At 32.5% G+C, this 26,243-nt stretch carries 34 protein-coding genes and 3 tRNA genes; 36 read left to right on the top strand and 1 reads right to left on the bottom strand.

The annotated features are described in order from the left end of the window. Nucleotides 1–20: 20 nt before the first annotated feature. Nucleotides 21–647, top strand: coding sequence for a MarC family protein (locus tag AC8IG9_RS04580; RefSeq protein WP_507425629.1), 627 nt, complete (start codon nucleotides 21–23; stop codon nucleotides 645–647). Here the strand turns inward: AC8IG9_RS04580 and rlmB are convergent. Next, entirely contained in the window at nucleotides 631–1,380 is a 750-nt protein-coding gene (gene rlmB, locus AC8IG9_RS04575; protein WP_507425628.1) for a 23S rRNA (guanosine(2251)-2'-O)-methyltransferase RlmB, read from the bottom strand. The genes AC8IG9_RS04580 and rlmB overlap by 17 nt on opposite strands. 194 nt (nucleotides 1,381–1,574) lie before the next feature. Between rlmB and AC8IG9_RS04570 the strand changes: the two genes are divergently transcribed. The 35 genes from AC8IG9_RS04570 to rplO all read left to right on the top strand — a co-directional run bounded on the left by AC8IG9_RS04570 (nucleotide 1,575) and on the right by rplO (nucleotide 26,240). Continuing rightward, nucleotides 1,575–1,660: transfer RNA gene (locus AC8IG9_RS04570), tRNA-Tyr, on the top strand. 64 nt (nucleotides 1,661–1,724) lie between these two features. Next, nucleotides 1,725–1,798, top strand: a tRNA-Gly gene (locus tag AC8IG9_RS04565). A 41-nt stretch (nucleotides 1,799–1,839) separates the two neighbouring features. Continuing rightward, on the top strand, nucleotides 1,840–3,027 hold the full coding sequence (gene tuf / locus AC8IG9_RS04560; RefSeq protein WP_507425627.1) for an elongation factor Tu: 1,188 nt from the start codon (nucleotides 1,840–1,842) through the stop codon (nucleotides 3,025–3,027). 5 nt (nucleotides 3,028–3,032) lie between these two features. Then, nucleotides 3,033–3,108: transfer RNA gene (locus tag AC8IG9_RS04555), tRNA-Trp, on the top strand. Nucleotides 3,109–3,121: 13 nt separating this feature from the next. After that, the gene (gene secE / locus AC8IG9_RS04550; RefSeq protein ID WP_507425626.1) at nucleotides 3,122–3,307 is read left to right on the top strand and encodes a preprotein translocase subunit SecE; all 186 of its coding nucleotides are present in this window, start codon (nucleotides 3,122–3,124) and stop codon (nucleotides 3,305–3,307) included. Between the two features lie 3 nt (nucleotides 3,308–3,310). Then, nucleotides 3,311–3,838, top strand: coding sequence for a transcription termination/antitermination protein NusG (gene nusG / locus AC8IG9_RS04545; RefSeq protein WP_507425625.1), 528 nt, complete (start codon nucleotides 3,311–3,313; stop codon nucleotides 3,836–3,838). A gap of 2 nt (nucleotides 3,839–3,840) precedes the next feature. Beyond that, nucleotides 3,841–4,266: a 50S ribosomal protein L11 gene (gene rplK, locus AC8IG9_RS04540; RefSeq protein ID WP_507425624.1), complete on the top strand. Its 426-nt coding sequence runs from the start codon at nucleotides 3,841–3,843 to the stop codon at nucleotides 4,264–4,266. Continuing rightward, complete coding sequence (gene rplA, locus AC8IG9_RS04535) at nucleotides 4,266–4,958, top strand: 50S ribosomal protein L1 (RefSeq protein WP_507425623.1); 693 nt, start codon at nucleotides 4,266–4,268, stop codon at nucleotides 4,956–4,958. The genes rplK and rplA overlap by 1 nt, the downstream gene beginning before the upstream one ends. Next, complete coding sequence (rplJ, locus tag AC8IG9_RS04530; RefSeq protein ID WP_507425622.1) at nucleotides 4,958–5,467, top strand: 50S ribosomal protein L10; 510 nt, start codon at nucleotides 4,958–4,960, stop codon at nucleotides 5,465–5,467. Before rplA ends, rplJ begins: the two co-directional genes overlap by 1 nt. A gap of 19 nt (nucleotides 5,468–5,486) precedes the next feature. Continuing rightward, nucleotides 5,487–5,855 (top strand): 50S ribosomal protein L7/L12, encoded by a 369-nt coding sequence (gene rplL, locus AC8IG9_RS04525; RefSeq protein ID WP_507425621.1) that lies wholly within the window; start codon nucleotides 5,487–5,489, stop codon nucleotides 5,853–5,855. A 50-nt stretch (nucleotides 5,856–5,905) separates the two neighbouring features. Further along, nucleotides 5,906–9,988 carry a DNA-directed RNA polymerase subunit beta gene (rpoB, locus tag AC8IG9_RS04520; protein WP_507425620.1) on the top strand — a complete coding sequence of 1,361 codons (4,083 nt, stop codon included), beginning with the start codon at nucleotides 5,906–5,908 and terminating at the stop codon, nucleotides 9,986–9,988. 4 nt (nucleotides 9,989–9,992) lie between these two features. After that, the gene (gene rpoC / locus AC8IG9_RS04515; protein ID WP_507425619.1) at nucleotides 9,993–14,153 is read left to right on the top strand and encodes a DNA-directed RNA polymerase subunit beta'; all 4,161 of its coding nucleotides are present in this window, start codon (nucleotides 9,993–9,995) and stop codon (nucleotides 14,151–14,153) included. Between the two features lie 193 nt (nucleotides 14,154–14,346). Continuing rightward, on the top strand, nucleotides 14,347–14,718 hold the full coding sequence (rpsL, locus tag AC8IG9_RS04510; protein ID WP_507425618.1) for a 30S ribosomal protein S12: 372 nt from the start codon (nucleotides 14,347–14,349) through the stop codon (nucleotides 14,716–14,718). Between the two features lie 2 nt (nucleotides 14,719–14,720). Then, nucleotides 14,721–15,191 (top strand): 30S ribosomal protein S7, encoded by a 471-nt coding sequence (rpsG, locus tag AC8IG9_RS04505; RefSeq protein WP_017943902.1) that lies wholly within the window; start codon nucleotides 14,721–14,723, stop codon nucleotides 15,189–15,191. A gap of 4 nt (nucleotides 15,192–15,195) precedes the next feature. Further along, entirely contained in the window at nucleotides 15,196–17,271 is a 2,076-nt protein-coding gene (fusA, locus tag AC8IG9_RS04500) for an elongation factor G (protein WP_507425617.1), read from the top strand. Nucleotides 17,272–17,274: 3 nt separating this feature from the next. Next, complete coding sequence (gene rpsJ, locus AC8IG9_RS04495; protein WP_507425616.1) at nucleotides 17,275–17,583, top strand: 30S ribosomal protein S10; 309 nt, start codon at nucleotides 17,275–17,277, stop codon at nucleotides 17,581–17,583. Between the two features lie 3 nt (nucleotides 17,584–17,586). Then, entirely contained in the window at nucleotides 17,587–18,369 is a 783-nt protein-coding gene (gene rplC, locus AC8IG9_RS04490; protein WP_507425615.1) for a 50S ribosomal protein L3, read from the top strand. Between the two features lie 4 nt (nucleotides 18,370–18,373). Further along, nucleotides 18,374–19,000: a 50S ribosomal protein L4 gene (rplD, locus tag AC8IG9_RS04485; RefSeq protein WP_507425614.1), complete on the top strand. Its 627-nt coding sequence runs from the start codon at nucleotides 18,374–18,376 to the stop codon at nucleotides 18,998–19,000. Continuing rightward, nucleotides 18,997–19,299, top strand: coding sequence for a 50S ribosomal protein L23 (gene rplW / locus AC8IG9_RS04480; protein ID WP_507425613.1), 303 nt, complete (start codon nucleotides 18,997–18,999; stop codon nucleotides 19,297–19,299). The genes rplD and rplW overlap by 4 nt, the downstream gene beginning before the upstream one ends. 2 nt (nucleotides 19,300–19,301) lie before the next feature. Next, nucleotides 19,302–20,129: a 50S ribosomal protein L2 gene (rplB, locus tag AC8IG9_RS04475; RefSeq protein ID WP_507425612.1), complete on the top strand. Its 828-nt coding sequence runs from the start codon at nucleotides 19,302–19,304 to the stop codon at nucleotides 20,127–20,129. A gap of 2 nt (nucleotides 20,130–20,131) precedes the next feature. Further along, nucleotides 20,132–20,437, top strand: coding sequence for a 30S ribosomal protein S19 (rpsS, locus tag AC8IG9_RS04470; RefSeq protein ID WP_507425611.1), 306 nt, complete (start codon nucleotides 20,132–20,134; stop codon nucleotides 20,435–20,437). Then, entirely contained in the window at nucleotides 20,424–20,804 is a 381-nt protein-coding gene (gene rplV / locus AC8IG9_RS04465) for a 50S ribosomal protein L22 (RefSeq protein WP_507425610.1), read from the top strand. The genes rpsS and rplV overlap by 14 nt, the downstream gene beginning before the upstream one ends. Continuing rightward, nucleotides 20,804–21,502 (top strand): 30S ribosomal protein S3, encoded by a 699-nt coding sequence (rpsC, locus tag AC8IG9_RS04460; protein ID WP_507425609.1) that lies wholly within the window; start codon nucleotides 20,804–20,806, stop codon nucleotides 21,500–21,502. Before rplV ends, rpsC begins: the two co-directional genes overlap by 1 nt. Further along, nucleotides 21,486–21,902 carry a 50S ribosomal protein L16 gene (gene rplP / locus AC8IG9_RS04455; protein ID WP_507425608.1) on the top strand — a complete coding sequence of 139 codons (417 nt, stop codon included), beginning with the start codon at nucleotides 21,486–21,488 and terminating at the stop codon, nucleotides 21,900–21,902. The genes rpsC and rplP overlap by 17 nt, the downstream gene beginning before the upstream one ends. Then, entirely contained in the window at nucleotides 21,902–22,093 is a 192-nt protein-coding gene (rpmC, locus tag AC8IG9_RS04450; protein ID WP_507425607.1) for a 50S ribosomal protein L29, read from the top strand. The genes rplP and rpmC overlap by 1 nt, the downstream gene beginning before the upstream one ends. Next, nucleotides 22,093–22,329, top strand: a complete 237-nt coding sequence (gene rpsQ / locus AC8IG9_RS04445) for a 30S ribosomal protein S17 (RefSeq protein ID WP_507425606.1) — start codon at nucleotides 22,093–22,095, stop codon at nucleotides 22,327–22,329. The genes rpmC and rpsQ overlap by 1 nt, the downstream gene beginning before the upstream one ends. After that, complete coding sequence (gene rplN, locus AC8IG9_RS04440; RefSeq protein WP_507425605.1) at nucleotides 22,330–22,698, top strand: 50S ribosomal protein L14; 369 nt, start codon at nucleotides 22,330–22,332, stop codon at nucleotides 22,696–22,698. Continuing rightward, nucleotides 22,695–23,030: a 50S ribosomal protein L24 gene (rplX, locus tag AC8IG9_RS04435; RefSeq protein ID WP_507425604.1), complete on the top strand. Its 336-nt coding sequence runs from the start codon at nucleotides 22,695–22,697 to the stop codon at nucleotides 23,028–23,030. The genes rplN and rplX overlap by 4 nt, the downstream gene beginning before the upstream one ends. Continuing rightward, on the top strand, nucleotides 23,027–23,665 hold the full coding sequence (gene rplE, locus AC8IG9_RS04430; protein ID WP_507425603.1) for a 50S ribosomal protein L5: 639 nt from the start codon (nucleotides 23,027–23,029) through the stop codon (nucleotides 23,663–23,665). Before rplX ends, rplE begins: the two co-directional genes overlap by 4 nt. Then, nucleotides 23,666–23,971, top strand: a complete 306-nt coding sequence (gene rpsN / locus AC8IG9_RS04425) for a 30S ribosomal protein S14 (RefSeq protein ID WP_507418690.1) — start codon at nucleotides 23,666–23,668, stop codon at nucleotides 23,969–23,971. A 9-nt stretch (nucleotides 23,972–23,980) separates the two neighbouring features. After that, entirely contained in the window at nucleotides 23,981–24,376 is a 396-nt protein-coding gene (gene rpsH, locus AC8IG9_RS04420; RefSeq protein ID WP_507416160.1) for a 30S ribosomal protein S8, read from the top strand. A gap of 4 nt (nucleotides 24,377–24,380) precedes the next feature. Next, nucleotides 24,381–24,917, top strand: coding sequence for a 50S ribosomal protein L6 (rplF, locus tag AC8IG9_RS04415; protein WP_507425602.1), 537 nt, complete (start codon nucleotides 24,381–24,383; stop codon nucleotides 24,915–24,917). Nucleotides 24,918–24,919: 2 nt separating this feature from the next. Further along, entirely contained in the window at nucleotides 24,920–25,258 is a 339-nt protein-coding gene (rplR, locus tag AC8IG9_RS04410) for a 50S ribosomal protein L18 (protein ID WP_507425601.1), read from the top strand. A 3-nt stretch (nucleotides 25,259–25,261) separates the two neighbouring features. Then, the gene (gene rpsE / locus AC8IG9_RS04405; protein ID WP_507425600.1) at nucleotides 25,262–25,759 is read left to right on the top strand and encodes a 30S ribosomal protein S5; all 498 of its coding nucleotides are present in this window, start codon (nucleotides 25,262–25,264) and stop codon (nucleotides 25,757–25,759) included. 4 nt (nucleotides 25,760–25,763) lie between these two features. Further along, the gene (gene rplO / locus AC8IG9_RS04400) at nucleotides 25,764–26,240 is read left to right on the top strand and encodes a 50S ribosomal protein L15 (protein ID WP_507425599.1); all 477 of its coding nucleotides are present in this window, start codon (nucleotides 25,764–25,766) and stop codon (nucleotides 26,238–26,240) included. The last annotated feature ends 3 nt before the right edge of the window (nucleotides 26,241–26,243 follow it).

Genomic DNA, 26,243 nt, shown 5'->3' with positions numbered 1-26,243 from the left:
AAACTTTATTTATATTTTTAATGAGTTCTGTTTTTTTTAATTCATTTGCTGTTTTGTTCATTGCAATTGATGCAGCAGGTGTAGGTCCTTTATTTTTAATATTAACTGATGGTGCAACAAGAGAGCAGAGATATAAAATTGCTATTAAAGCAGCTTTAATTGCTCTTACGGTTCTAACCATTTTTGGATACGTAGGCCAGTATTTTTTTAATTGGATTGGTGTCTCATTAAATTCTTTAAAAATTGCAGGTGGAATTATTTTATTTATTATTTCGATTGAAATGTTGCTAGATAAAAGAAGATTAAGAAGAGAGGATAGTGCAAATAAGATTTCTCATGAAAAAAAATTAGAAGAAATTACTATTTTTCCTCTTTCCATTCCTTTAATCGCAGGGCCCTCAGCATTAACTTCAACCGTACTTTTAGTTAACGCTAATTCTTATTCTTCAGAAAAGTTATTCATGGTTTATTTTGCGCTGTTACTAGTAATGTTTATGACTTTTTTACATATGATTTTTTCTGCTTTTATTGCTAATTATACGAGCAAAAATATATTAAATGTTTTTTCTAGATTGATAGCTTTAGTATTAGCATCACTTGCAGTGCAGTTCGTGGTCGATGGTTTAAAATCTAGTTTTGGATTTTAATTTTTTTCTCTAGATATCTAAAAAGACCTAATGTAACAGAAACAGCGTTAGACACATTTAAGCTTTCTATGTCTTTATTAATTTGAATTTTTATAAGATGATCGCAATTTTCTTTTACTAATCTTCTTAATCCTTCGCCTTCGGATCCAAAAACAAAAGCATTATGGCTTGTCCATTTTTGATCTTCAATATTTTCTTTTGCATAACCATCTAAACCATAAATCCAATAATTATTTTTTTTAAGAAGCTCTAATGCATTGGTAATATTTGATATTGGAATAACATCTATTAATTCCATTGCTCCGCTAGCACTCTTGTACATCATTTTGTTTTTGGAGTTATAATTTTTTTCTAAAAGAATAACTGCATCAATATTGAATGCACTGCATGATCTTATAATAGATCCTATGTTTCTTTGATCAGTAATATCGTCAAGTATCACTAAAGTGTTTCGTGAACTGTTTTTTTTTTTTAGATATTCTTTTAACTCAATTACTGGAATGCTTTCTATTTCAGCAGCAACCCCCTGATGAACTACATTCTCACTAATAAAAATTTTATCTATCTCTTTTTTGTCTTTAATTTCGATTGAAATTTTTTTATTAAAATTTTTGGCATTAAAATCTTTCTCATTATCTTGAGTAACAATAAGCTTATTTATTTTTCTTTTAGGGTTTTTGATGGCAGATAAAACTGCATGTTTGCCACCTATCCAAAATGAGCCAGTTTTCATTGATTTATTGATTATAACTACCTCAATTTGAGTTAAAAATGTATTGCATTAATATGGCTCACTAATTATATTCCGCCTAATTTTAAGCTTCTAAATTGCAATAGTGTGATTGTGAAGTTGTGTTGTAAAATTTTTCTTTTTTAGAACACTTGAAAGCCACTCAAAGCAAAACCTCCGTCGTTTTGTGAAAAATTGGAGGGGTGACCGAGTGGTTAAAGGTGACGGTCTGTAAAACCGTTGGCTCCGGCCTACGAAGGTTCGAATCCTTCCCCCTCCACCAAGAGGGAGTGTTAGAAAAAAGAATTGTTGGCAACAAAATAAAATTAGGAGTAAGGTTTGGTTACGCGGGTGTAGTTCAATGGTAGAACTCCAGCCTTCCAAGCTGGTTGTGAGAGTTCGATTCTCTTCACCCGCTCCAGATTAAAATTAATAATAAACTGAGAGGTGTAGAAAAAGTAAATGTCTAAGGAAAAATTTCAAAGAACGAAACCACATTGTAACATTGGTACTATTGGTCACGTCGATCATGGTAAAACAACTTTAACAGCCGCGATCACAAAAGTTCTTTCAAAAACTGGTGGAGCTAAATTTGTTGCTTATGATCAGATTGATAAAACACCTGAAGAAAAAGCAAGGGGTATTACTATTTCTACAGCTCATGTTGAGTACGAAACAGCAAAGCGTCACTATGCACACGTTGACTGTCCAGGACACGCTGACTATGTTAAAAACATGATCACAGGTGCCGCGCAGATGGACGGAGCTATCTTAGTTGTGAATGCAGCTGATGGCCCAATGCCACAAACAAGAGAACATATTCTTTTAGCAAGACAAGTTGGAGTTCCGGCTCTAGTTGTTTTTTTAAATAAAGTGGACACTGTTAACGACAAAGAACTTTTAGATCTTGTTGAAATGGAAATCAGAGAACTTCTAACTTCTTATGGTTACCCAGGAGACAAAACTCCAATCATTAAAGGATCTGCATTAAAAGCACTCGAAGGTGATGTTGAACTTGGAGAGAAACCAATTCTTGCGTTAATGGAAGCTGTTGACACATTTATTCCACAACCGAACAGACCAAAAGATAAACCTTTCTTAATGCCGATTGAAGATGTGTTTTCAATTTCTGGTCGAGGAACAGTTGTTACTGGTAGAATTGAAGCGGGTGTAATTAAAACTGGTGAAGAGATGGAAATCATCGGAATTAAAGCTACACAAAAAAGCGTTTGTACAGGTGTTGAAATGTTTAGAAAACTTTTAGATACAGGTGAAGCGGGTGATAACGTTGGTATTCTTTTAAGAGGTATTGAACGTGATCAAGTAGAAAGAGGACAGGTTTTGGCTAAGCCAGGATCAATTAAACCTCATACTAAATTTGAAGCTCAAGCTTACATTCTGAAAAAAGAAGAGGGTGGAAGACATACTCCATTCTTTACTAAATATCGTCCTCAGTTCTATTTTAGAACTACAGACGTTACAGGAGAAGTTTTATTACCAGCTGGTGTTGAAATGATTATGCCTGGTGATGATGCAAAAATGACTGTTACCTTAATTACTCCAATTGCGATGGACAATAATTTGAAATTCGCGATTAGAGAAGGAGGCAGAACCGTAGGAGCTGGAGTAGTTACTAAGATTATAGAATAAATCTTAGGAGTGTAGCTCAATTGGTAGAGCGCCGGTCTCCAAAACCGGAGGTTGCGGGTTCAAGTCCCTCCACTCCTGCCACAGATTATTAAATATGTTTAATCCTATTCAATTTTTAAGATCTGTTAAGCAGGAGGCTTTGAAAATAACTTGGCCAACAAGAAAAGAAACTACTATTGGGGCATTAACAGTTTTTTTTATGTCAGTAGTAGCTGCCCTTTTTTTCTTGTTATTAGATCAAATTTTTAAATTAGGTTTAACATTCTTATTAGGTATTTAATTTATGATGAAATGGTACATAATTCAGGCTCATTCAGGAGCAGAAAAAAAAGTAGCCGGTCTTATTCCTGAAAAACTTGAAAAAGAAGGTTTATCACATCATTTTGAAGAAACATTAGTTCCAACACACGAAGTTACAGAAGTAAAAAAAGGCAAAAGAACTACTTCTGAGAAAAAATACTTTCCAGGATATTTTTTAGCTAAACTAGATATGAATGATCAAGTTTATCATTTAATTAAATCTATAAAAAGAATTACAGGATTTTTAGGTGTTCCAGGCAAGCCCACTCCAATCTCCGATGCTGAAGTCGCAAAGATTATGGGCAAGATCGAGGATGGAGCTCTTAAACCTTCAACTACAATAAGTTTTGATATTGGCGAACAAGTTAGAGTATGTGACGGACCTTTTGCTTCATTTAGTGGCCTTGTAGAGGGAGTTGATGAAGAAAAGTCTAGACTAAAGGTTTCCGTTTCGATATTTGGTAGGCCCACACCTGTAGAGTTAGAATACGGGCAGGTAGAAAAGATTTAAGTATGGCTAAAGAAATTTCAGGAATTTTAAAATTGCAAATTAAAGGCGGTCAAGCCAATCCTGCTCCTCCTGTAGGACCTGCTTTAGGACAAAGAGGAGTGAATATAATGGAGTTTTGTAAATCATTTAACGATAAAACTAAGTTATTAATGGGACAACCAGTTCCAGTTGTTATTACAATATATAAAGATAAAAAATTTGATTTTATAATTAAGACACCTCCAGCATCTTTCTTAATTAAAGAAGCTATTAAACTCAAAAGCGGCTCAAAAGAACCAGGCAGAGTTTCTGCGGGCTCCATTACTAAAGCTCAGTTAAAAAAAATTGCTGAAATTAAAATGAAAGATTTAAATGCTTTTGACATTGAACAAGCTATTAAAATTATAGCTGGTTCAGCTAGGTCGATGGGAGTTGAGGTAAAAGATTAATGGCAAAAAAACATTCAAAAAGATTTAGCGCTTTAGTTAAGGGTCACGACAAAACAAAAGAACTAACATTACCTGAAGCGATTAAATTATTAAAAACAAAATCAAATACAAAATTTACTGAATCAGTGGAGGCAATTTTTTTTTTAAATATTGACAAAGCTAAAACAGATCAAAATTTAAGAACAGTAGTTGATTTACCAAATGGAAATGGAAGAAAGATAAAAGTTGCGGTTATTTGTGCTAATGACAAAATAGATGAAGCGAAATCTTCAGGAGCAGAAATATCTGGATCGGATGATTTAATTAATGAAATTAACTCAGGAAAAATAAATTTCGATGTATTAGTTTCAACTCCAGACATGATGGCTAAAGTTGGAAAATTAGGAAAAGTATTAGGACCAAAAGGATTAATGCCAAATCCAAAATTAGGAACAGTTGCAAAAGATATTAAATCTACAGTAGAGGCAATTAAAAAAGGAAGAGTCGAAATTAAATGTGATAAAGATGGAAATCTAGGTTTATCAATTGGTAAAGTTAAATTTTCTTACAAAGAACTGTCTGAAAATTTCAAAAGTGTTTATGAGATTATTTCAAAAGAAAAACCAGTTGGCATTAAAGGTAATTTTATAAACTCAATCTATTTATCAACTACTATGGGTCCATCAGTTAAACTTCAGCTTTCAGGTATATAATGAATAGAGAACAAAAAAATACATACGTAAATGATTTAAAATCTGTGATTGCCGCTAATGAAGGAATTCTAGTTTATCATTACGAGGGCATCACGGTTAAAGATTTAGAAAGTCTTCGTGCCAAAATGAGAGAGAGTGGAGCTTTTTTAAAAATTACTAAAAATAGAATTACAAAAATTGCACTTAAAGGATCTAAAGCTGAGAAGTTAGAGAAGTTTTTTAAAGGACCAACGGCTATTGCATGTTCAAAAGACCCCATTACTCTTGCTAAGACCTTAGTCACGTTTTCTAAAGGCAATGAAAAATTAAAAATTCTTGGTGGTTTGATGGACGAAAAGCTTTTAGAACCATCAGATGTTGCTCATATTGCGACTTTACCTACTTTAAATGAAGCAAGAGCTAAAATTGTAGGTATTTTAGCTGCTCCAGCGCAAAAAATTATTAGTATTTTGCTTGCACCAAGCTCAAAAATAGTTAATTTGATGCACGCTAAAAATTTAAAAAATTAAACCCACTAGGATATTCAAAATGCCAGACTTAAATAAAATTGTAGAAGAGTTATCGAAACTGACTGTAGTTGAAGCAGCAGAACTTTCAAAAACTTTAGAAGAAAAATGGGGAGTGTCAGCAGCAGCACCAGTTGCAGCAGCAGCTCCGGCAGCGGCAGGAGCGCCGGCTGAAGAAAAAAATGACTTTATAATTAACCTTGTGTCATCGGGTGATAATAAAATTGGAGTTATTAAAGAAGTACGAGCGTTTACTGGTTTGGGTTTAAAAGAAGCTAAAGATTTGGTTGAAGGCGCACCTAAACAACTTAAAGCTGGTGTTAGCAAAAAAGATGCTGACGATGTTAAGAAGAAATTTGAAGCAGTTGGTGCAAAAGTAGAACTTAAGTAAATTTAAAATTTTTTTTAGAACCGGATAATAAAATATTCGGGTAATAAACTATGTTATTATCTTTTACAGATAAAAAAAAAGTTAGAAAAAGTTTCGGCAAATTAGAAAATATACTTAACATTCCCGATTTAATTGAAGTTCAAGTTAATTCTTATAAAAATTTCTTAGAAGCAAATATAGAAAATAAAACTAATTCTGGAATTACAAAAGTATTCAAAGATATTTTTCCAATAGAAGAATTTTCTGGATTAGCAACTATTGAATATATTTCATATCGATTTGAAAAACCAAAATATACAGTTGGAGAGTGCCATCAACGTGGTTTAACGTATTCTGCTGCATTAAAAACCACACTTAGATTAGTTGCTTACGACATCAACGAAGAAAAACAAACAAAACAAGTTTTATCAGCTAAAGAACAAGAAGTTTACATGAGTGATATTCCTCTTATGACTCCAAGAGGAACATTTGTTATAAATGGAATTGAAAGAGTCTGTGTAAATCAAATGCATAGAAGTCCAGGAGTATTCTTCGATCACGACAAAGGAAAAACACATGCAAGTGGAAAATTATTATTTAGCTGTAGAGTTATTCCTTACAGAGGATCTTGGTTAGATTTTGAATATGATACCAAAGATATTTTAAATTTTAGAATTGATAGAAAAAGAAAATTACCCGTAACCACATTATTAATGGCTCTTGGCTTTAACAGAGATGATATTTTAAGTCTTTTTTACGAAAATATTAGATACGATTTAACGTCAGAAGATGATTGGAAAACAAAATTTACCCCAGAAAATTTCAAAAATTACAAATTAAGAAACGATTTAATTAATGCTGAAACTAAAAAAGTTGTCATTAAAAAAGATACAAAAGTTCTTTATCCGATGGCGTTAAAATTAAAGAAAGAGGGACTTAATAATTATTTAGTTAAAACAGCCGATTTATTTGGGAAATATCTAGCAAACGATATTATTAATGAAAAAACAGGTGAGGTTATTGCTGAATCTGGAGATGAAATTACTAACGACTTAATTACAAAACTTACAGATCTTAAAGTAAAAAGTCTTTATTTACTTGATATTGATGGTGTTAATAGAGGTCCATTTTTAAGAAATACTTTAACTATAGACAAAAATCTTAATCAAGATGAAGCTAGCATGGATATTTATAGAGTTTTAAGACCAGGCGAGCCACCAACAATTGAGACTGCTAAAAATTTATTCGGAAATCTATTCTTTAATCACACAAGATATGATCTTTCAGAAACAGGTAGAGTAAAAATGAATGCAAGAATGGATCTTGATTGTGATCCAAAATTAACAGTTCTTAGAAAAGAAGATATTATTGAAATCGTAAGACACATGCTGAATCTTAAAGATGGAAAAGGCGAAGTAGATGATATTGATCACCTTGGAAATCGTAGACTTAGATCAGTTGGAGAGTTGGTAGAAAATCAATTTAGAATTGGACTAATAAGAATGGAAAGAGCCATTAAAGAAAAAATGGCCTCAGTTGAAATTGATTCCGTGATGCCACAAGATTTAATTAATGCAAAACCAATTGCTGCTTGTCTTAAAGAATTTTTTGGAACTTCTCCATTATCTCAATTTATGGATCAAACAAATCCCCTTGCAGAAATAACTCATAAAAGAAGAGTTTCAGCTCTTGGGCCTGGCGGATTAAATAGAGAAAGAGCAGGGTTTGAAGTTCGTGACGTTCACCCAACTCATTATGGAAGAATATGTCCTATAGAAACGCCAGAAGGACCAAATATTGGTTTAATTAACAGTCTAGCAACTTATTCAAGAATTAATAAATATGGATTTATTGAAAGTCCTTATAGAAAAGTTGTTAGTGGAAAAGTAACAAAAGAAATTCATTATTTGTCTGCAATGGAAGAAGGCAAATACACAATTGCTCAAGCTAACTCTCCGTTAAGTAAAGATAATACATTTGTTGACGATTTAGTATCTTGCAGAAAATCTTTAGGATTTGAATTGGCCAAGCCTGAGAACGTTGATTTTATGGACGTTTCACCAAAACAAGTTGTTTCAGTTGCGGCAGCTTTAATTCCATTTTTAGAAAATGATGATGCAAACAGAGCTTTGATGGGATCGAACATGATGAGGCAAGCTGTTCCATTGATTAAAAATGAATCTCCATTAGTTGGAACAGGCATAGAAAAAGATGTTGCTATAGATTCAGGAGCAACTTTAGTTGCAAAACGAGACGGAATTGTTGATAAAATTGACGGAAAAAGAATTGTTGTTCGTGTAACAACTGAAAAAGATCTTACCAAATCTGGAGTCGATATTTATAATTTAAGTAAGTTTCAAAGATCAAATCAAAACACATGTATAAATCAAAGACCCCTAGTTATAGTGGGAGACAAAATTAGAAAAGGGGACGTGATTGCAGACGGTCCTTCAACTCAGTTTGGTGAGTTAGCTTTAGGCAAAAACGTAATGGTCGCATTTATGCCTTGGCGTGGTTACAACTTTGAGGACTCGATATTAATTTCTGAAAGATGCGTAACAGATGATGTTTTCACTTCTATTCACATCGAAGAATATAGCGTTATGGCGAGAGACACAAAACTTGGACCTGAAGAAATCACGCGAGATATTCCAAGCACTGCAGAAGAAAATTTAATTAATTTAGATGAATCTGGAGTTGTTTATGTTGGAGCTGAAGTTAAACCAGGAGATATATTAGTTGGAAAAGTTACTCCAAAAGGAGATTCCCCTGTTAACGCAGAAGAAAAATTATTAAGAGCAATTTTTGGTGAAAAAGCAATTGATGTAAGAGATACTTCCTTAAAAATGCCTTCAGGAACGAACGGAGTTGTTGTTGAAGTTAGAGTATTTAATAGACATGGAATTGAAAAAGATGAGAGAGCAATTTCTATCGAGAGAGCTGAGATTGAATCTGTTCAAAATGACAAAAATGCAGAGGAAGAAATATTAGAATCTAACATCAAAGCCAGAGTAAAAAGCACACTATCTTCTGCTAAACTTGAAGAAGATTTTAAATCTTTAAAAAAAGGCACAGTTTTATCAGAAGATAATTTATCTGAATTAACAGCTAATGAATTGTTCAAATTATTTGTTGAGGACAAAAAAGTTCAATCAAATTTAGTAATTTTAAAAGAACAGTTTGTTAAAGCTAAAAAAGATATTCAAACTAGATTTGAAGACCAGGTTGATAAAATTCAAAAAGGTGATGACTTGTTACCAGGTGTAATGAAAATGGTAAAAGTTTTCGTTGCCATGAAAAGAAAAGTTCAGGCTGGAGATAAAATGGCAGGCAGACATGGTAATAAGGGAGTTATTAGTCGAATTGTTCCTGCAGAAGACATGCCTTACATGAAAGATGGAAGACCTGTTGATATTGTTTTAAATCCACTTGGCGTCCCAAGTCGTATGAACGTAGGTCAAATTCTTGAAACTCATTTAGGATGGGCCTGCTCTGAAATGGGCGAAAAAATTAAAAAATTAATTGAGGATGTTCAAAAAAATTCTTCTAGAAAAGAAGAGCTAAAAAGTTATTTAAGAAAAATTTACAAAGGCGAAATAGCAGATGAGATTAAAAATTTATCTGATTCTGAGCTTACTGAATTGAGTCACAATTTATCAAGTGGAGTTCCTATTGCAACTCCAGTTTTTGATGGAGCAAGTGTTAACGATGTTACAGAAATGTTAAAATTCTGCGGATTACCAGAATCTGGTCAAACAGATTTATATGACGGTAGAACAGGTGAAAAAATAGATCGTCAAGTTACAGTTGGAATTATTTATATGTTAAAATTAGCTCACATGGTTGACGACAAAATCCATGCTCGTTCTACTGGTCCATACAGTTTAGTTACTCAACAGCCATTAGGTGGAAAAGCTCAATTTGGTGGTCAAAGATTTGGAGAAATGGAAGTCTGGGCATTAGAAGCTTATGGTGCTGCTTATACCTTGCAAGAGATGTTAACAATTAAATCAGATGATGTTGCAGGAAGAACAAAAGTTTATGAAACTATTGTTAAAGGTGATGATGATTTTGAATCAGGAGTTCCGGAGTCATTCAATGTTTTAATTAAAGAGATTAGATCTTTAGGTTTGAATATTGAATTAACTAACTAAAATTATGAGCAAAGAATTAACAAATTTATTTAAAAAAAATATAAATAAGGAAAATTTTAATAACATTAAAATTTCTTTAGCAAGCCCTGAAAAAATTAAATCTTGGTCTTTTGGAGAAATTAAAAAACCCGAAACTATTAATTACAGAACATTTAAACCTGAAAAAGATGGTTTATTTTGCTCTAGAATATTTGGACCAGTAAAAGATTATGAATGTTTGTGCGGTAAGTACAAACGTATGAAGTTCAGAGGAATTATTTGCGAAAAGTGTGGCGTTGAAGTTACAAAAGCAAATGTAAGACGTGAGCGTATGGGTCACGTTGAATTATCAACTCCAGTTTCACACATATGGTTTTTAAAATCATTACCTAGTCGTATAGCACTTGCGATGGATATGAAGCTTAAAGATCTCGAGAAGGTATTATATTTTGAAAATTTTATTATTATTGAGCCAGGTCTTACCGAATTTAAAAAAAATCAATTAATTTCAGAAGAAGAACTTTTAAAAGCACAAGAGAAATATGGCGAAGATCAATTTTCAGCTGGAATTGGAGCTGAAGCTATTAGAGAAGTTTTAGCTTCTATTGATCTAGCCGCTGAAAGAGAAAGATTAAGAGAGTTATTAAAGAATACAACTTCTAAAGTAGCAGAGGAAAGAGCTATCAAAAGATTAAAGTTAGTAGAAAATTTTATTAATTCTGGAAATAAACCAGAGTGGATGATTTTAACTGTTATTCCAGTAATTCCGCCAGAATTACGTCCTTTAGTTCCTCTTGACGGAGGTAGATTTGCCACATCAGATCTTAACGATTTATACAGAAGAGTAATTAACAGAAATAATCGTTTAAAAAGATTAATGGAGTTAAGAGCCCCAGACATTATCGTTAGAAATGAAAAACGTATGTTGCAAGAAGCAGTAGATGCTTTGTTCGACAACGGTAGAAGAGGAAGAGTAATTACAGGAACAGGAAAAAGACCTCTTAAATCTTTAGCGGATATGCTTAAAGGTAAACAAGGACGTTTCAGACAAAATTTGTTAGGAAAACGAGTTGATTATTCTGGAAGATCAGTGATCGTTGTAGGACCTGAATTGAAACTTCATCAATGTGGTCTACCAAAAAAGATGGCATTAGAATTATTTAAGCCATTTATTTATGCAAAATTAGATAAACTTGGTCTTGCCACAACAATTAAGCAAGCAAAAAAAATAGTAGAAAAAGAAAAATCAGAAGTTTGGGATATTTTAGAAGAAGTTGTTAGAGAGCATCCAATTCTTTTAAACAGAGCTCCAACACTTCATAGATTAGGAATTCAAGCTTTTGAACCATTATTGATTGAAGGAAAAGCAATACAACTTCATCCTTTAGTTACAGCTGCTTTTAACGCCGACTTTGACGGTGATCAAATGGCTGTGCACGTTCCTTTGAGTATAGAAGCTCAGTTAGAAGCTAGAGTGTTAATGATGTCGACTAACAATATTTTAAGTCCATCAAATGGAAAACCTATTATCGTGCCATCTCAAGACATGGTTTTAGGAATTTATTACATGTCTCAGTTTTTTGGAGATCAAGATACTAAACCTGTCGGTTACTTCTTAAATTTAGATGAAATTGCTCAGGGACTTGAAAACAAATCCATAAATGTCCATTCTAAAGTTGTATCTCGATTTGAAACCGTAGATGAAAAAGGAAAACCTATTTTTAAAACATATCAAAGCAGCGTGGGTAGATTTTTATTAGCAGATGTACTTCCAAAACATCATAAAATTTCATTTGATTTAGTTAATAAATTATTAACTAAAAAACAAATTTCTGAACTTATTGATATTATTTTTAGATATTGTGGTCAGAAAGAAACAGTTATTTTTTGTGACAAACTAATGACAATTGGCTTCCTTAATGCATTTAAAGCAGGAATATCTTTTGGAAAAGACGACTTAGTTATTCCTGAATCAAAAAAACAAATTATTTCAGACGCTAAAAAAATGGTTGAAGAATATGAAACTCAATATTCTGAGGGCTTAATTACTAAAGGTGAAAAATATAACAAGGTTGTTGACCAGTGGTCTAAATGTACAGATAAAATTGCAAGTGAGATGATGAAAAATATCTCTGCTTCTAAAATTAATAAAGAAGATGGCTCAATAACAACTAACTCAATATTCATGATGGCAGATTCTGGAGCTAGAGGTTCCGCAGCTCAGATGAAGCAGCTAGCTGGAATGAGAGGTTTAATGGCAAAGCCATCAGGTGAAATTATCGAGACACCTATTATTTCAAACTTCAAAGAAGGCTTAACTGTTCTAGAATATTTTACATCCACTCACGGTGCAAGAAAAGGACTTGCGGATACAGCTTTAAAAACAGCAAATTCTGGATATTTAACAAGAAGATTATGTGATGTTTCACAAGATGTTATCGTTAGACTTAAATTCTGCGGCACTAAAAAACATATTAATATTAGTGAGATTATAGAAGGTGGTAACATTATCGTATCTTTAACAGAAAGATCTTTAGGAAGAATTGCTGCAAAAGATATTAAAGCTCCAAATATAGGAGATGTCATCGTTAAAGCAAAACAATTAATTGAAGAAAAACAATGTGAATTAATGGATGCAGCAGGTGTTAAATCTATTGATGTTTATTCACCAATTACTTGTGAAGCAAAAGATGGAATTTGTTCAACTTGTTACGGAAGAGATTTAGCAAGAGGAAGATTAGTATCGATTGGTGAGTGCGTTGGAATGATCGCTGCTCAATCAATCGGGGAGCCAGGAACGCAGCTTACAATGAGAACGTTCCACGTTGGAGGAACAGCTCAAATTAAACAAGAGTCATCAATAACAGCTCCTTCTGAGGGAGTATTGAAAGTTTCTAATCAAAACTTAATTGAAGATTCTAAAAAAGAATTAATAGTAATGGGAAGGAATACTGAAATTATTATTGAAAAAAATGGAACAAACGTAGCAATGTATAAAATTCCATATGGATCTAAACTTTTTGTAAAGCCGGATCATCCTGTCAAAAAAGGTCAAAAAATTTGTGAGTGGGATCCTTATACTCTTCCAGTTATTTCAGAAACTGATGGTATAGTTACTTTCGTAGATTTAATTGATGGCGCTTCTATTTCAGATGCCACGGATGAAGCTACGGGTATTTCATCTAAAGTTGTTCTAGATTGGAGAGCGCAATCTAAGAATATCGATCTTAAACCAAGAATTACTTTAAGAGACAGTAAAGGTAAAGTTGTTAAAAAAGCAGATGACAACGAAGCAAGATACTATCTTGTTCCAGAAACAATTTTATCAGTTGAAGATGGAGATAAAGTTAATGCTGGAGACGTATTAGCTAGATTACCTAAAGCAACTTCTAAAACAAAAGATATTACCGGAGGATTACCAAGAGTTGCCGAATTATTTGAAGCAAGAAAACCAAAAGAAGGAGCGATTATTGCTGAGAATGACGGTAAAATTGAATTTGGAAAAGAAGTTAGAGGAAAACTTAAAATTACAATTAAATCAAAAGCAGGTGTTGAATCTTCTTATTTAATACCAAAAGGAAAACAAGTTAATTTCAATCCAGGTGAAGAAATTAAAAAAGGTGAATACTTATTAGACGGAAGTCCAGCCCCTCATGATATTTTAAGAATTTTAGGAGTAGAAGCTCTTGCAAATTATTTCATCGATGAAGTTCAGGAAGTTTACAGATTACAAGGTGTTATCATTAACGATAAACACATTGAAGTTATAGTAAGACAAATGTTAAGAAAAGTTGAAATCAAAGCTTCAGGTGATACATCTTTCTTAGTTGGAGAATTAGTTGATAAAATAGACTTAGATGAATTAAATAAAAAATTAGTTTCAGAAGGTAGAAAACCTGCGCAAGTTGATCCAGTATTATTAGGCATTACAAAGGCTTCATTACAAACAAAGTCATTTATTTCTGCCGCTTCTTTCCAAGAAACAACGAGAGTTCTTACAGAAGCGTCAATCAAAGGTAAGGTTGATGTATTGCACGGTCTAAAAGAAAACGTAATTGTTGGAAGACTAATCCCGGCAGGTACTGGAGATAGTACATTCAAATTCTCTAAAATCGCTCGTGAAAGAGATATGGAGCTTCAAAATGCTAAGGCAAAAGAGCCTGAAAAATTGGAAGCTGCAAAGTAATATTTTCTTAAGTTTTTCAATAGTAATTAAGTAGTTTTTTATACAACTACAATTTGACCTTTCGCGTAATTTAAGTATTATGCCCACACTTTTTTAAGGTAGTAAGTAAGGCTCTAGAGCACTTAAACTCCTACCAGATTTTAGGCTTCGACCTTCTTTCTATCCTTAAATTATAAATTATTTTTAGAATTTTATGCCAACAATTAATCAACTCGTTAAACGAGGAAGAACTAAACCAAAAGTTAGGAACAAAGTTCCTGCACTTGAAGCATCACCTCAGAAAAGAGGAGTATGTACTAGAGTTTATACAACGACTCCAAAAAAACCTAACTCAGCTTTACGTAAAGTTGCGAGAGTTCGTTTATCTAACGGTTTCGAAGTTACAAGTTACATTCCAGGTGAAGGTCACAACTTGCAAGAACACTCAGTTGTTATGATTAGAGGAGGAAGGGTAAAAGATTTACCAGGAGTTCGTTATCATACTATTCGAGGAGTTCTTGATACTCAAGGCGTGACTAAAATGAAACAACAAAGATCTAAATACGGAGCGAAAAGACCTAAATAATTATGTCACGAAGAAGAAAACAAACGAAGAGAGATGTAAGTCCAGACCCAGTCTACAAATCCAAAGTTGTTACAAAATTTATGAACTCGTTAATGTATCAAGGTAAAAAAACAGTTGCTGAAAAAATTTTATATAAAACTCTTGAATTAATAAAAGCTAAGACAAATGATGATCCGATTAAAGTTTTTAATGATGCCCTTAAAAACGTAAAACCAAATTTAGAAGTTAAATCAAGAAGAGTAGGTGGAGCAACATACCAAGTTCCGGTAGATGTAAGAGCAGATAGAGCTCAAGCTTTAGCTATTCGTTGGTTGATTGATGCTTCAAGAAAAAGAACTGATAAAAGTATGCAGGAAAAATTACTTAAGGAATTATTAGACGCAGCATCTAATAAAGGCTCAGCAATTAAAAAAAGAGAAGACACTCACAAAATGGCAGAAGCTAACAAAGCTTTTGCGCATTTTAGATGGTAAATTTATGAGCGAAAAATATCCAATAGATAAATACAGAAATATAGGTATCGCCGCTCACATTGATGCTGGCAAAACTACTACTACAGAAAGAATTTTATATTACACAGGCAAAGCTCATAAAATAGGTGAAGTACATGATGGTGCTGCAACTATGGACTGGATGGAGCAAGAGCAAGAAAGAGGAATTACAATTACATCTGCGGCTACAACTTGTTTTTGGAAAGGTCACAGAATTAATATTATTGATACACCCGGTCACGTTGATTTCACCATTGAAGTTGAAAGATCTTTAAAAGTTTTAGACGGAGCTGTTGCTTGTTTTGACGGAGTTGCCGGTGTTGAGCCTCAATCTGAGACAGTATGGCGACAGGCAGACAAATATAAAGTTCCAAGAATTTGTTTTGTTAATAAATTAGATAGAACTGGTGCTAATTTTTTCATGTGCGTTGACATGATTAAAGAGCGTTTAGGAGCAATCCCGATGGTTCTTCAGCTACCAATTGGCATTGAAGGCACGTTTAAAGGAGTTGTTGATCTTGTGTTGATGAAAGGTGTTGTTTGGTTAGATGAGAGTTTAGGAGCAAAATTTGATTATGTTGAAATTCCAGAAGATTTAAAAGAGCAAGCAATTAAATACAGAAAAGAGTTAGTAGAACTTGCTGTTGAGCAAGATGAAAAAGTAATGGAAAATTATCTTAATGGCAAAGATCCATCAGAAGCAGAATTAAAAGCTTGTATTAGAAAAGGAACAATCTCTTTTGCTTTTGTTCCAATAATTTGTGGAGCTGCTTTTAAAAACAAAGGTGTTCAATTAATTTTAGATGCAGTAGTAGATTTTTTGCCAAGTCCTAAAGATGTAGGCCAAGTAAAAGGCATTAAACCAAATACAGATGAAGAATTAATTAGAAAATGTACTGATGAAGAACCATTTTCTGCTTTAGCATTCAAAATAGCAAATGATCCATTTGTTGGATCGTTAACATTTATTAGAATTTACTCAGGAACATTGTCCACAGGTACAGGAGTTCTTAATGCAACGACTGGAAAAGAAGAAAGAATTGGCCGTATGTTATTAATGCATGCAAACAATAGAGAAGATATTAAAACAGCAAGCGCGGGTGATATTGTTGCTCTAGCAGGTCTTAAAAATACAATTACAGGACATACTCTTTGTGACAAAAATAATCCAATCGTACTAGAGTCCATGGATTTTCCTGAACCAGTTATTGAAATTGCAGTCGAACCTAAAACAAAGAATGACCAAGAAAAAATGGGTGAAGCTCTTAACCGTTTAGCAAAAGAAGATCCTTCATTTAGAGTTTCTTCAGACAATGAATCTGGACAAACAATTATTAAAGGAATGGGCGAGTTGCACCTTGAAATTATTGTAGATAGAATGAAAAGAGAATTTAAAGTTGAAGCTAATATCGGAGCACCTCAAGTTGCTTACAGAGAAACAATTACCTCAGCCGGCAAACTTGAATATACACATAAAAAACAAAGCGGTGGAGCTGGACAGTTTGCTAAAGTTAAATTAGCTGTTGAACCTCTTGCTCAAGGGGAAGGTAGAATAGTTGAAAATTTAATTAAAGGAGGAGCAATCCCAAGAGAATTTATCCCGGGAGTCGAAAAAGGAATTTTAAGCGTTGCAGATTCTGGAGTGTTAGCAGGCTTTCCATTATTAGATTACAAAGTTCAAATCTTAGATGGATTGCATCACGAAGTGGATTCTAGTCCTTTAGCGTTTGAATTAGCAGCCAGATATTGTTTTAGGGAATTATGTCTTCAATCTCACCCAAAGCTTTTAGAACCTATTATGAAAGTTGAAGTAGTAACACCAGAGGATTATATGGGTGATGTTATTGGAGATTTAAACAGCAGAAGAGGTCAAGTTGGATCAACAGATAAAAGAGGTAATGCCGCTGTTATCAATGCAATGGTGCCACTTGCCAATATGTTTGGTTACGTGAACACTTTAAGATCAATGTCTCAAGGTAGAGCACAATACACAATGCAGTTTGATCATTATGATCGCGTTCCTCAAAACGTTCAGGACGAAGTTACAAAAAAGATGGCTTAAATTATGGAAAAACAAAATATTAGAATTAAATTAAGAGCGTACGATCACAAAGTGTTAGATCAATCTACTATTGAGATTGTAAATACGGCAAAAAGAACAGGCGCTCAAGTTAGGGGGCCGATACCTCTTCCTACACGTAAAGAAATTTTTACAGTATTGAGATCACCACACATTGATAAAAAAAGTAGAGAGCAGTTCGAAACAAGAACTCATAAACGAATGATTGATATTCTGGATCCAACACCTCAAACAGTTGAGGCATTAATGAAATTAGATCTAGCTTCAGGCGTTGACGTAGAAATTAAAATTTAAATTATGACTTTAGGTTTAATAGGTAAAAAAATTGGTATGACAAGAAGGTTCTACGAGAACGGACAATCTGTTCCTGTGACAGTTCTTCATATTGAGCCAGGAAAAGTAATAGATGTTATTACTAAAGAAAAACGCGGATACAGCGCTGTTTTAGTTGGTTTTGGACATATTAAAAATTCAAAAGTTACAAAACAAATGAAAGGTGTTTTTGCAAAAAAATCTTTAGAACCTAAGAAGATTTTAAAAGAATTTAGAGTAGACAAAGATAGCGATCTTAAATTAGGTTCAGATGTAGATTTAAATATTTTCAAAGATATAAATTTTGTGGACATTAGATCGAAAACAATCGGAAGAGGTTTTGCTGGAGTTATGAAAAGACATAACTTCTCAGGTTTAAGAGCAACACACGGTGTTTCAGTTTCTCATAGATCACATGGTTCTACAGGACAAAGACAAGATCCAGGTAGAGTATTTAAAGGTAAAAAAATGGCTGGTCACATGGGAGATAAATTCAGAACAGTTGAAAGATTAGAGATTATTGAAACTGATCTAGAAAATAATTTATTGTTTGTTAAAGGATCAGTACCAGGGGCAAAAAATGCTGTGGTTGAAATTAATAAGGCAGTTAAGGAAAGAAACAAGAGAACTATGAAAGATACTATTCAAGCTTTCAAAGATGACATTGCTGAAGGATTAAAAGAAAAATCAAATAAAAAAGAGAAAAGCGCAGAAACTAATAAAAAAGATGTAAAGCCAGCAGCAGCACCTACAGCGGAGAAAAAATAATTATATGAAAATAAAAGAATTAGGAATTGATGGAAAAGATATTGGAAACATTGAAGTTTCTGACAATATATTTTCGTTAAAACCTAGAAAAGACATTATAAAGATGGTTGTGGATTGGCAAATAAGCCGTCACACAAAAAAAACAGGTTATACAAAAACTAGAGGAGAAGTTGCTGGTTCAAGAAAAAAAATTGGACCTCAAAAAGGATCCGGTGGAGCTCGTCATGGTAATATTACTGCTCCTATATTTGTTGGTGGTGGTATTGCGCACGGACCTAAAGCTAAAGGAAAACACAGAGTAAAAAGATTAAACAAAAAAGTTAGAAAATTAGGACTTAAACATGCTTTATCTAGCAAAGTTTTAGATAACAAAATTAATATATTATCAGACAAAGATTTTAAAAATTTCAAAACTAAAGATTTCAGTAAGTTTTTATCAACAATTAATTCAAAGAGTGCATTAATAATTTACGATAAAGAAAATGAAGTTTTATTAAATAACGTAAAAAATATTAAGAATATTAAAAATATCCCAGAAATTGGAACGAATGTTTATGACGTTTTGAAATATCAAAATGTTTTATTTACTCATTCATCAATTAAAAAACTTCAAGAAAGGTTATTAAAATGAAAAAAATAGCTGATAACTTTTCGTATGACATTATACTTGAGCCAGTAGTGACGGAAAAATCTACAAATTTAAGTTCATTAAATAAAGTTGTTTTTAAAGTTGCTTCTTTTGCAACAAAAGCAAATATTAAAAAAAGTGTTGAGAGACTTTTTAAAGTAAACGTTACTAAAGTTAATACTATTAACCTTCATCCAAGATTCAAAACGGTTAGAGGTAGAGTTGCTAGAACTTCAGGTTATAAGAAGGCTATTGTTACTTTAAAAAAGGGACAATCAATTGATATTACAACTGGTATATAAACATGGCATTAAAATCATATAAACCCTATACAAAATCTACTAGAGGAACAATTATTCTAAACAGAGCAGGTCTTTGGAAAGGAAAACCAGTTAAATCTTTAACCACAGGTTTCACAGGATCATACGGGAGAAATAATTTAGGACGAATTACATCAAGACATCGTTCGGCTGGTCACAAAAAGAAATATAGATTTATAGATTTTAAAAGAAATAAATTTGATATGGCAGCTACTGTAATTCGTTTTGAGTACGATCCTTATAGAACAGCAAATATTATGCTTGTTGAATATGAAGATAAAACTCAAAGCTACTTTCTTGCTCCACAGGAAATTAAAGTAGGGGCTAAGATTTATTCTGGAAGAAAAAAAGATATCGAAATTGGTAACTGTATGCCTTTAGTAGATATGCCTCCCGCAACTGCTGTTCATAACGTAGAAATGAGACCAGGAAATGGAGGGGTTTTGTCTAGATCAGCTGGTTCTTCAGTTCAAATTATGAGTCACGATCAAGATTACACGACATTAAGATTAGCTTCAGGCGAAGTACGAAGAGTACAGAGCTTATGTAAAGCAACGATAGGAGCAGTATCAAATCCAGATCAAAAAAATATTAAGATTGGTAAAGCAGGAAGAAGTAGATGGTTAGGAGTTAGACCACAAACAAGAGGTATAGCAATGAATCCTGTAGATCATCCGCATGGAGGAAGAACTAACGGAGGTAGACATCCCGTTACTCCTTGGGGACAAAAAACTAAAGGTAAGAAAACAAGAAAGAATAAAAATACCGATAAGTATATTATTTCAAGAAAGAAGAAGAGGGGCATTAACTAATTATGAGTAGATCAGTTTGGAAAGGTCCTTTTGTTGAACTTAGTTTAATGAAAAAAGTTCAAAAGCATAAAGACCAAAATATTAAAAAACCAATTAAAACTTGGTCAAGAAAATCTACAATTATTCCTGAATTTCTTGGAATGACTTTTGAAGTTCATAATGGAAAAAAATTCTTCCCTGTAACTATTACAGAAGAAATGATCGGTCATAAATTAGGAGAATTTTCGGCAACAAGACAATTCTTTGGACATACACCAGCTGATAAAAAAGCTGCTCCAGCAACTGAGAAAAAAGATGACAAAAAATAAAGATTTAAATCAAGTTAAAGCTATTTACAGGAACTTAAGATCAAGCCCTCGTAAAATTAATAATATTTTAAAAAGCATCAGAGGAAAAAATGCTAATGTAGCCATGAGAGATTTAGAGTTTACAGATAAAAGAGTAGCAAATGAAATTAAAAAAACTTTAAAATCTGCAATTGCTAACGCTGAGAATAATAATCAATTAGATATTGATAATTTAATTGTAAAAGAAGCATATGTTGGCAAAGGAATTACTTTAAAACGTTTTATGCCAAGAGCAAGAGGTAGAGCCGCAGGTATTAAAAAACATTTTTCTAATTTAACAATTATTGTTTCTGAAAATAAAAAAGCTCCGGTGGAGGCCGCTAAATAATGGGACAGAAAGTTAATCCAATTAGTTTTAGACTGAGTATAAATAAAAATTGGGACTCTATGTGGTTTGCTAAGAAAAAAGAATATGGTCAATTCCTAATCGAAGACTTTAAAATTAGAGAATATATTCATAAAAATCTTAAGAACTCTGGAATTTCAAAGATTTTTATCGAAAGACCTACTAAGAAATGCATCGTAACAATTTTTACATCAAGACCAGGTTTTGTTATTGGAAAAAAAGGTTCTGATATCGATAAAATTAAAAGTAACCTTAACAAAATATCAAGCTCAGAGGTTTCGGTAAATATCAAAGAAATTAGAAAACCAGAATTAGACGCTTATTTAGTGGCAGAAAATGTTGCTCAACAACTTGAAAAACGAATTGCTTATAGAAAAGCTATGAAAAGAGCGATGCAATCTACACTTAGATTAGGTGCTAAAGGAATTAAAATAACCGTTGCTGGAAGATTAGCAGGTACAGAGATTGCTAGAACAGAATGGTTGAGAGAGGGAAGTATACCTCTTCATACATTGAGAGCTGATGTTGATTACGGTGAAGCAGAAGCGGAAACAACATATGGAATTATTGGAGTTAAAGTTTGGATTTATAAAGGCATCGTGTTTGAAAAAGATAAGAAAAAAATGGATGATGCTGATGTTAAAAATATAAACGAGAAAGAAAATGTTACAACCAGCTAGAACAAAATATAGAAAAGCTTTTAAAGGAAAAATTCACGGTGTAGCCACCCGTGGAGCTGAATTAAACTTTGGATCTTTCGGTTTAAAAGCAATTGAGCCTAATCGAGTGACTTCAAAAGAAATTGAAGCTGCCAGAGTTGCTTTAACTAGACATATGAAGAGAGCTGGCAGGGTTTGGCTTAGAATTTTTCCAAATATTCCTGTAACCAAAAAACCAATCGAAGTTAGGATGGGTAAAGGTAAGGGTGGTTTAGAGTACTATGTATTTAGAGTTAAGCCAGGAAGAATTATTTTCGAAATTGATGGTGTTGACGAAATAGTAGCTAAAGAAGCTTTTGAAAGAGCACAGTCTAAATTATCAATTAAAACTAAAATGGTTAAAAGATTAGGTTCTATATAATGAAAACTAAAGAAATAAAAAGATTAACTCAAGAGCAGCTTTTTTCTGAATTGGAAAAATTAAAAAAAGAACAATTTAATATTCGATTTAAGAAAAAAAATGGTCAAGTTACAAATACAGCTTCTATTAAAACAAATAGACGTTCTATTGCTACAGTTAAAGCATTTATAAATTTAAACAGGACTAAATAATGGTTAAAAGAATTTTAAAAGGTAAAGTAGTGAGCGACAAAAGTAACAAAACAATTGTTGTTGAAGTTAGCAGAAGATTTGAGCACCCTAGATATAAAAAAGTAATGACAGTTTATAAAAAATATCACGCTCATGATGAGCAAAATCAATCTAAAGTTGGCGATACAGTTTCTATAATGGAAAGTAAGCCGATTTCTAAACTTAAACGCTGGACTGTTGTTGAGGGAAATAAATAAATGATACAAGTTCAAACAGAACTATTTGTTGCAGATAATACCGGAGCTAGGAAAGTAGAGTGCATTAAGGTATTAGGCGGATCTAGAAGAAGGTACGCTACAATTGGTGATATTATTGTCGTTTCAATAAAAGATGCTATTCCAAAAGGTAAAGTTAAAAAAGGGGATGTTCACAAAGCTGTAATTGTAAGAACTAGAAAAGAAATTAAGAGATTAGATGGAACTTCAATAAAATTTGACGCAAATGCGGCAGTTTTAGTACAGCCAAATGGTGAGCCAATTGGAACAAGAATTTTTGGACCAGTAACAAGAGAATTAAGAAACAAAAATTTTATGAAAATTATTTCCTTAGCACCAGAGGTATTATGATTAAATTGAAAATTAAAAAAGGCGACAACGTTAAAGTTATAACTGGAGATGATAAGGGAAAAACAGGAGATGTTATTAAAGTTTTTCCTGCGATTAGAAAAGTTTTAGTCAAAGGGATTAATGAAAAAAAGAAACATCAAAAGCCAACAAGAGAGCAAAAAGGTGGGATTATAACTGTTGAGAGACCTATAGATATATCTAATGTTGTAAAATTATCTGATGCTAAAGTAGAAAAAAAAGTTGAGAAAAAAATTGAAGTTAAAAAAGTTGATGCAAAAAAAGAAGAAAAGAAAACAGAAGTAAAACAAACTAAAACAAAAGCTAAAAAATGAAGTTAGTACCTAGATTAAAAGAAAAATATTTAAAGGAGATAGTCCCTGCTCTTTGTAAGAGTTTATCTTTTAATAACAAAATGCAAGCTCCTAAACTAGTTAAGATAGTTTTAAACATGGGTCTTGGCTTAGATGGAACTGACAGTAAAATTTTAAAGAGTGCAGATGACGATCTTTCTGCCATTGCAGGTCAAAAAGCTCAAATTACAAAATCTAAAAAATCAATTTCTAATTTTAAAACAAGAGTTGGTATTCCTTTAGGTCTTAAAGTTACTTTGAGAAAAGATCAGATGTATTTCTTTTTAGACCGTTTAGTAAATATTGCTCTGCCAAGAATTAAAGATTTTAGAGGATTAAATCCTAACAGCTTTGACAGTGAAGCTAATTATAGTTTTGGCGTTAAAGAGCATATTATATTTCCAGAAGTGAACTTTGATAAAGTAGACAAAATTAGAGGCTTGGATATCACTATTGTTACAACAGCAAAAACTCAAGAACAGGCTAAAATGTTACTAGATAGTTTTAATGTACCATTTGCTAAAGTCGGAATTTTTTCTGCAGATAAGAAAAAAGCTAAAAAAGACGCTGATGCTGAAAAAGGAATAAATAAAGAAAAAAATAAGGAGCTAAACTAAATGGCAAAACGTAGTTCGATTGAGAGAAATTTAAAAAGAGTAAAAATGGCTAAGAGATTTGAAAACAAAAGATCTAAGCTTAAAAAAATTATTATGAATAAAACTTTACCATTAAATGAGAGATTTTTAGCAAGTTTAAAACTTTCAAAAGTTCCAAGAAATTCAGCCAAAAACAGAGTTAAGAATAGATGTGAAATAACTGGAAGATCTCGTGGTTATTATAGAAAATTAAGAATGTCGAGAATTGCACTTAGAAAATTTGCTTCTAGTGGAAAAATTCCGGGCATGACAAAAGCTAGCTGGTAAGGAGGATATATGAAAATTACAGATCCAATTGGTGATATGATTACAAGAATAAGAAACGGACAGATGCGTGGTTTAAAAAAAGTATCAGTACCTGGTTCTAAGCTAAGAAAAGCAGTTTTGGACGTTCTTCATAAAGAAGGATTTATTCAAGAATATACTGTTTCAAAAGATAAGAGTTTTGAAACAATAGAGATTAATTTAAAATATATGTACGGCGATCCAGTTATTAAAGAAATTGAAAGAGTTTCAAGACCAGGTAGAAGAATTTATTCTAGATCAGATAGTATTCAAAAAATTCAGAATGGATTAGGCATATCTATTATTTCTACTTCAAAAGGAATTTTTTCAGATAACGAAGCTAGAGAAAAAAAATTGGGTGGGGAGGTCCTTTGTAAGGTTTCTTAATATTATGTCAAAAATTGGAAAAACACCTATTATGTTACCAGCTGGAGTTACTGTTAAAGTTGAGAATAATAAAGTTATTATTCAAGGTGCTAAAAGTAAAAAAGAATTAGTTGTTGATCAAAGTATTTTAAAAGTAACTGTTGCAGACAATAAAGTTTCTTTAGAACCAGTAGATAAAAAAAATGTAAACAAACTTACTTGGGGCTTGCATAGAAGTTTAATTAATAATGGTATTATTGGTGTGTCAAAAGGATTTGAAAAAGATTTAAAACTTACAGGAGTTGGTTTTAGAGCGTCATTACAAGGCAAAAAGATTATATTTCAATTAGGTTTTAGTCATGATGTTCATTATGATGTTCCAGATGGAATTGAAGTTACTATAGATAAGCAAACAGCAATAAAAGTTAAAGGTATCGATAAAGAATTAGTCGGTAAAGTTTGTGCGGATATTAAATTTTTTAAACCAGTTGAACCTTATAAAGGTAAAGGAATAACTTCATCAGATCAATTTGTTTTAAGAAAAGAAGGTAAAAAGAAATAATTATGGCAAACGAGATTAAAAGACAGAGCAGAATTAGAGGCAAAATGAAGAAGTATAACCCTTCAGGTTTGCGTCTTACTGTTTTTAGATCTTTAAAAAATATTTATGCCCAAGTTATTGATGATGCTAAAAATCTAACCTTGGTTTCAGCTTCTTCTCTTGAAAAAGCATTAGAGAAAAAGAAAAAAATGGAATTATCAGTTGAAGTTGGAAAATTAGTTGCAAAAAGAGCTTTAGAAAAAGGAATTAAAGAGGTTTACTTTGATAGAGGTAGATATAAGTACCATGGTCGTATTAAAGCAGTTGCAGATTCAGCAAGAAAAGAAGGATTAAAATTTTAATTTATGAATACTCAATCAGAACTTAAAGAAAAATTAGTCGCAATTAACCGTATTACTAAAGTAGTAAAAGGTGGAAGAAGATTTGGATTTGCAGCACTCGTTATTGTTGGAAATCAAAAAGGTTTAGTAGGCTATGGACATGGCAAAGCAAAACAAGTTCCAGATGCAATTAGGAAAGCATCCGAAGAAGCTAAAAGTTCATTAGTTAAAGTTCCATTAAGAGAAGGCAGAACAATACATCACGATACTTACGGCAAAAGTGGAGCTGGAAAAGTTCTTCTTAGAAGTGCTCCAGCAGGAACAGGTATTATTGCTGGCGGAGCTATACGAGCAATATGTGAAATGTTAGGGATGCAAGACGTAGTTGCAAAATCAATCGGCTCATCTAATCCTTACAACGTGGTTAGAGCATGTATGTTAGCGTTATCTAAACAAAGATCTCCTAAAGATATTTCTATACTACGTGGTAAAAAAATTAGTGAAGTTGTTGCGAGAAGATAAAATTATGAAATTAAATACATTAAACGTTTCTCTTTATAAAAAAGGAAGAAGATACGCTAGAGGAATCGGCTCTGGAAGAGGAAAGACTGCAGGACGAGGTGTTAAAGGTCAAAAAGCAAGATCAGGTGTGTCTATTAAAAGTTTTGAGGGTGGTCAAATGCCTCTTTATAGAAGACTTCCAAAAAGAGGTTTTAATGCAATTATTAAAAAACACAGTTACGATCAAATGATTATTAACTTAAATGACATTCAAAGCTTAATAGAGAAGAAAAAATTAGATATTGGTTCTAAAGTTACATTAGACAGTCTTAGAAAGATTAAAAATATCAAAAACAACTACAAAAAACTAAAAGTTTTAGGTAATGGTGAAATTAAATCAAAAATAGAAATAGAGGCACATCAAATAAGCGCATCCGCTAAAGGTAAAATTGAAAAAGCTGGCGGAAGCGTTAATTTATTGAAACAAGCAACAACTAAATAGTTT

This window comes from Candidatus Allofontibacter sp., from assembly GCF_040404065.1.
In the GTDB taxonomy this organism is placed as follows: Bacteria; Pseudomonadota; Alphaproteobacteria; order Pelagibacterales; family Pelagibacteraceae; genus Fontibacterium.
This window is presented reverse-complemented; position numbering and strand designations above follow the sequence as displayed.

Bases quoted from the DNA above. Each gene is read 5' to 3' on its own strand.
- AC8IG9_RS04580 (WP_507425629.1), top strand. From the start codon at position 21: ATGAGTTCTGTTTTTTTTAATTCATTTGCTGTTTTGTTCATTGCAATT.
- rlmB (WP_507425628.1), bottom strand. From the start codon at position 1,380: ATGAAAACTGGCTCATTTTGGATAGGTGGCAAACATGCAGTTTTATCT.
- tuf (WP_507425627.1), top strand. From the start codon at position 1,840: ATGTCTAAGGAAAAATTTCAAAGAACGAAACCACATTGTAACATTGGT.
- secE (WP_507425626.1), top strand. From the start codon at position 3,122: ATGTTTAATCCTATTCAATTTTTAAGATCTGTTAAGCAGGAGGCTTTG.
- nusG (WP_507425625.1), top strand. From the start codon at position 3,311: ATGATGAAATGGTACATAATTCAGGCTCATTCAGGAGCAGAAAAAAAA.
- rplK (WP_507425624.1), top strand. From the start codon at position 3,841: ATGGCTAAAGAAATTTCAGGAATTTTAAAATTGCAAATTAAAGGCGGT.
- rplA (WP_507425623.1), top strand. From the start codon at position 4,266: ATGGCAAAAAAACATTCAAAAAGATTTAGCGCTTTAGTTAAGGGTCAC.
- rplJ (WP_507425622.1), top strand. From the start codon at position 4,958: ATGAATAGAGAACAAAAAAATACATACGTAAATGATTTAAAATCTGTG.
- rplL (WP_507425621.1), top strand. From the start codon at position 5,487: ATGCCAGACTTAAATAAAATTGTAGAAGAGTTATCGAAACTGACTGTA.
- rpoB (WP_507425620.1), top strand. From the start codon at position 5,906: ATGTTATTATCTTTTACAGATAAAAAAAAAGTTAGAAAAAGTTTCGGC.
- rpoC (WP_507425619.1), top strand. From the start codon at position 9,993: ATGAGCAAAGAATTAACAAATTTATTTAAAAAAAATATAAATAAGGAA.
- rpsL (WP_507425618.1), top strand. From the start codon at position 14,347: ATGCCAACAATTAATCAACTCGTTAAACGAGGAAGAACTAAACCAAAA.
- rpsG (WP_017943902.1), top strand. From the start codon at position 14,721: ATGTCACGAAGAAGAAAACAAACGAAGAGAGATGTAAGTCCAGACCCA.
- fusA (WP_507425617.1), top strand. From the start codon at position 15,196: ATGAGCGAAAAATATCCAATAGATAAATACAGAAATATAGGTATCGCC.
- rpsJ (WP_507425616.1), top strand. From the start codon at position 17,275: ATGGAAAAACAAAATATTAGAATTAAATTAAGAGCGTACGATCACAAA.
- rplC (WP_507425615.1), top strand. From the start codon at position 17,587: ATGACTTTAGGTTTAATAGGTAAAAAAATTGGTATGACAAGAAGGTTC.
- rplD (WP_507425614.1), top strand. From the start codon at position 18,374: ATGAAAATAAAAGAATTAGGAATTGATGGAAAAGATATTGGAAACATT.
- rplW (WP_507425613.1), top strand. From the start codon at position 18,997: ATGAAAAAAATAGCTGATAACTTTTCGTATGACATTATACTTGAGCCA.
- rplB (WP_507425612.1), top strand. From the start codon at position 19,302: ATGGCATTAAAATCATATAAACCCTATACAAAATCTACTAGAGGAACA.
- rpsS (WP_507425611.1), top strand. From the start codon at position 20,132: ATGAGTAGATCAGTTTGGAAAGGTCCTTTTGTTGAACTTAGTTTAATG.
- rplV (WP_507425610.1), top strand. From the start codon at position 20,424: ATGACAAAAAATAAAGATTTAAATCAAGTTAAAGCTATTTACAGGAAC.
- rpsC (WP_507425609.1), top strand. From the start codon at position 20,804: ATGGGACAGAAAGTTAATCCAATTAGTTTTAGACTGAGTATAAATAAA.
- rplP (WP_507425608.1), top strand. From the start codon at position 21,486: ATGTTACAACCAGCTAGAACAAAATATAGAAAAGCTTTTAAAGGAAAA.
- rpmC (WP_507425607.1), top strand. From the start codon at position 21,902: ATGAAAACTAAAGAAATAAAAAGATTAACTCAAGAGCAGCTTTTTTCT.
- rpsQ (WP_507425606.1), top strand. From the start codon at position 22,093: ATGGTTAAAAGAATTTTAAAAGGTAAAGTAGTGAGCGACAAAAGTAAC.
- rplN (WP_507425605.1), top strand. From the start codon at position 22,330: ATGATACAAGTTCAAACAGAACTATTTGTTGCAGATAATACCGGAGCT.
- rplX (WP_507425604.1), top strand. From the start codon at position 22,695: ATGATTAAATTGAAAATTAAAAAAGGCGACAACGTTAAAGTTATAACT.
- rplE (WP_507425603.1), top strand. From the start codon at position 23,027: ATGAAGTTAGTACCTAGATTAAAAGAAAAATATTTAAAGGAGATAGTC.
- rpsN (WP_507418690.1), top strand. From the start codon at position 23,666: ATGGCAAAACGTAGTTCGATTGAGAGAAATTTAAAAAGAGTAAAAATG.
- rpsH (WP_507416160.1), top strand. From the start codon at position 23,981: ATGAAAATTACAGATCCAATTGGTGATATGATTACAAGAATAAGAAAC.
- rplF (WP_507425602.1), top strand. From the start codon at position 24,381: ATGTCAAAAATTGGAAAAACACCTATTATGTTACCAGCTGGAGTTACT.
- rplR (WP_507425601.1), top strand. From the start codon at position 24,920: ATGGCAAACGAGATTAAAAGACAGAGCAGAATTAGAGGCAAAATGAAG.
- rpsE (WP_507425600.1), top strand. From the start codon at position 25,262: ATGAATACTCAATCAGAACTTAAAGAAAAATTAGTCGCAATTAACCGT.
- rplO (WP_507425599.1), top strand. From the start codon at position 25,764: ATGAAATTAAATACATTAAACGTTTCTCTTTATAAAAAAGGAAGAAGA.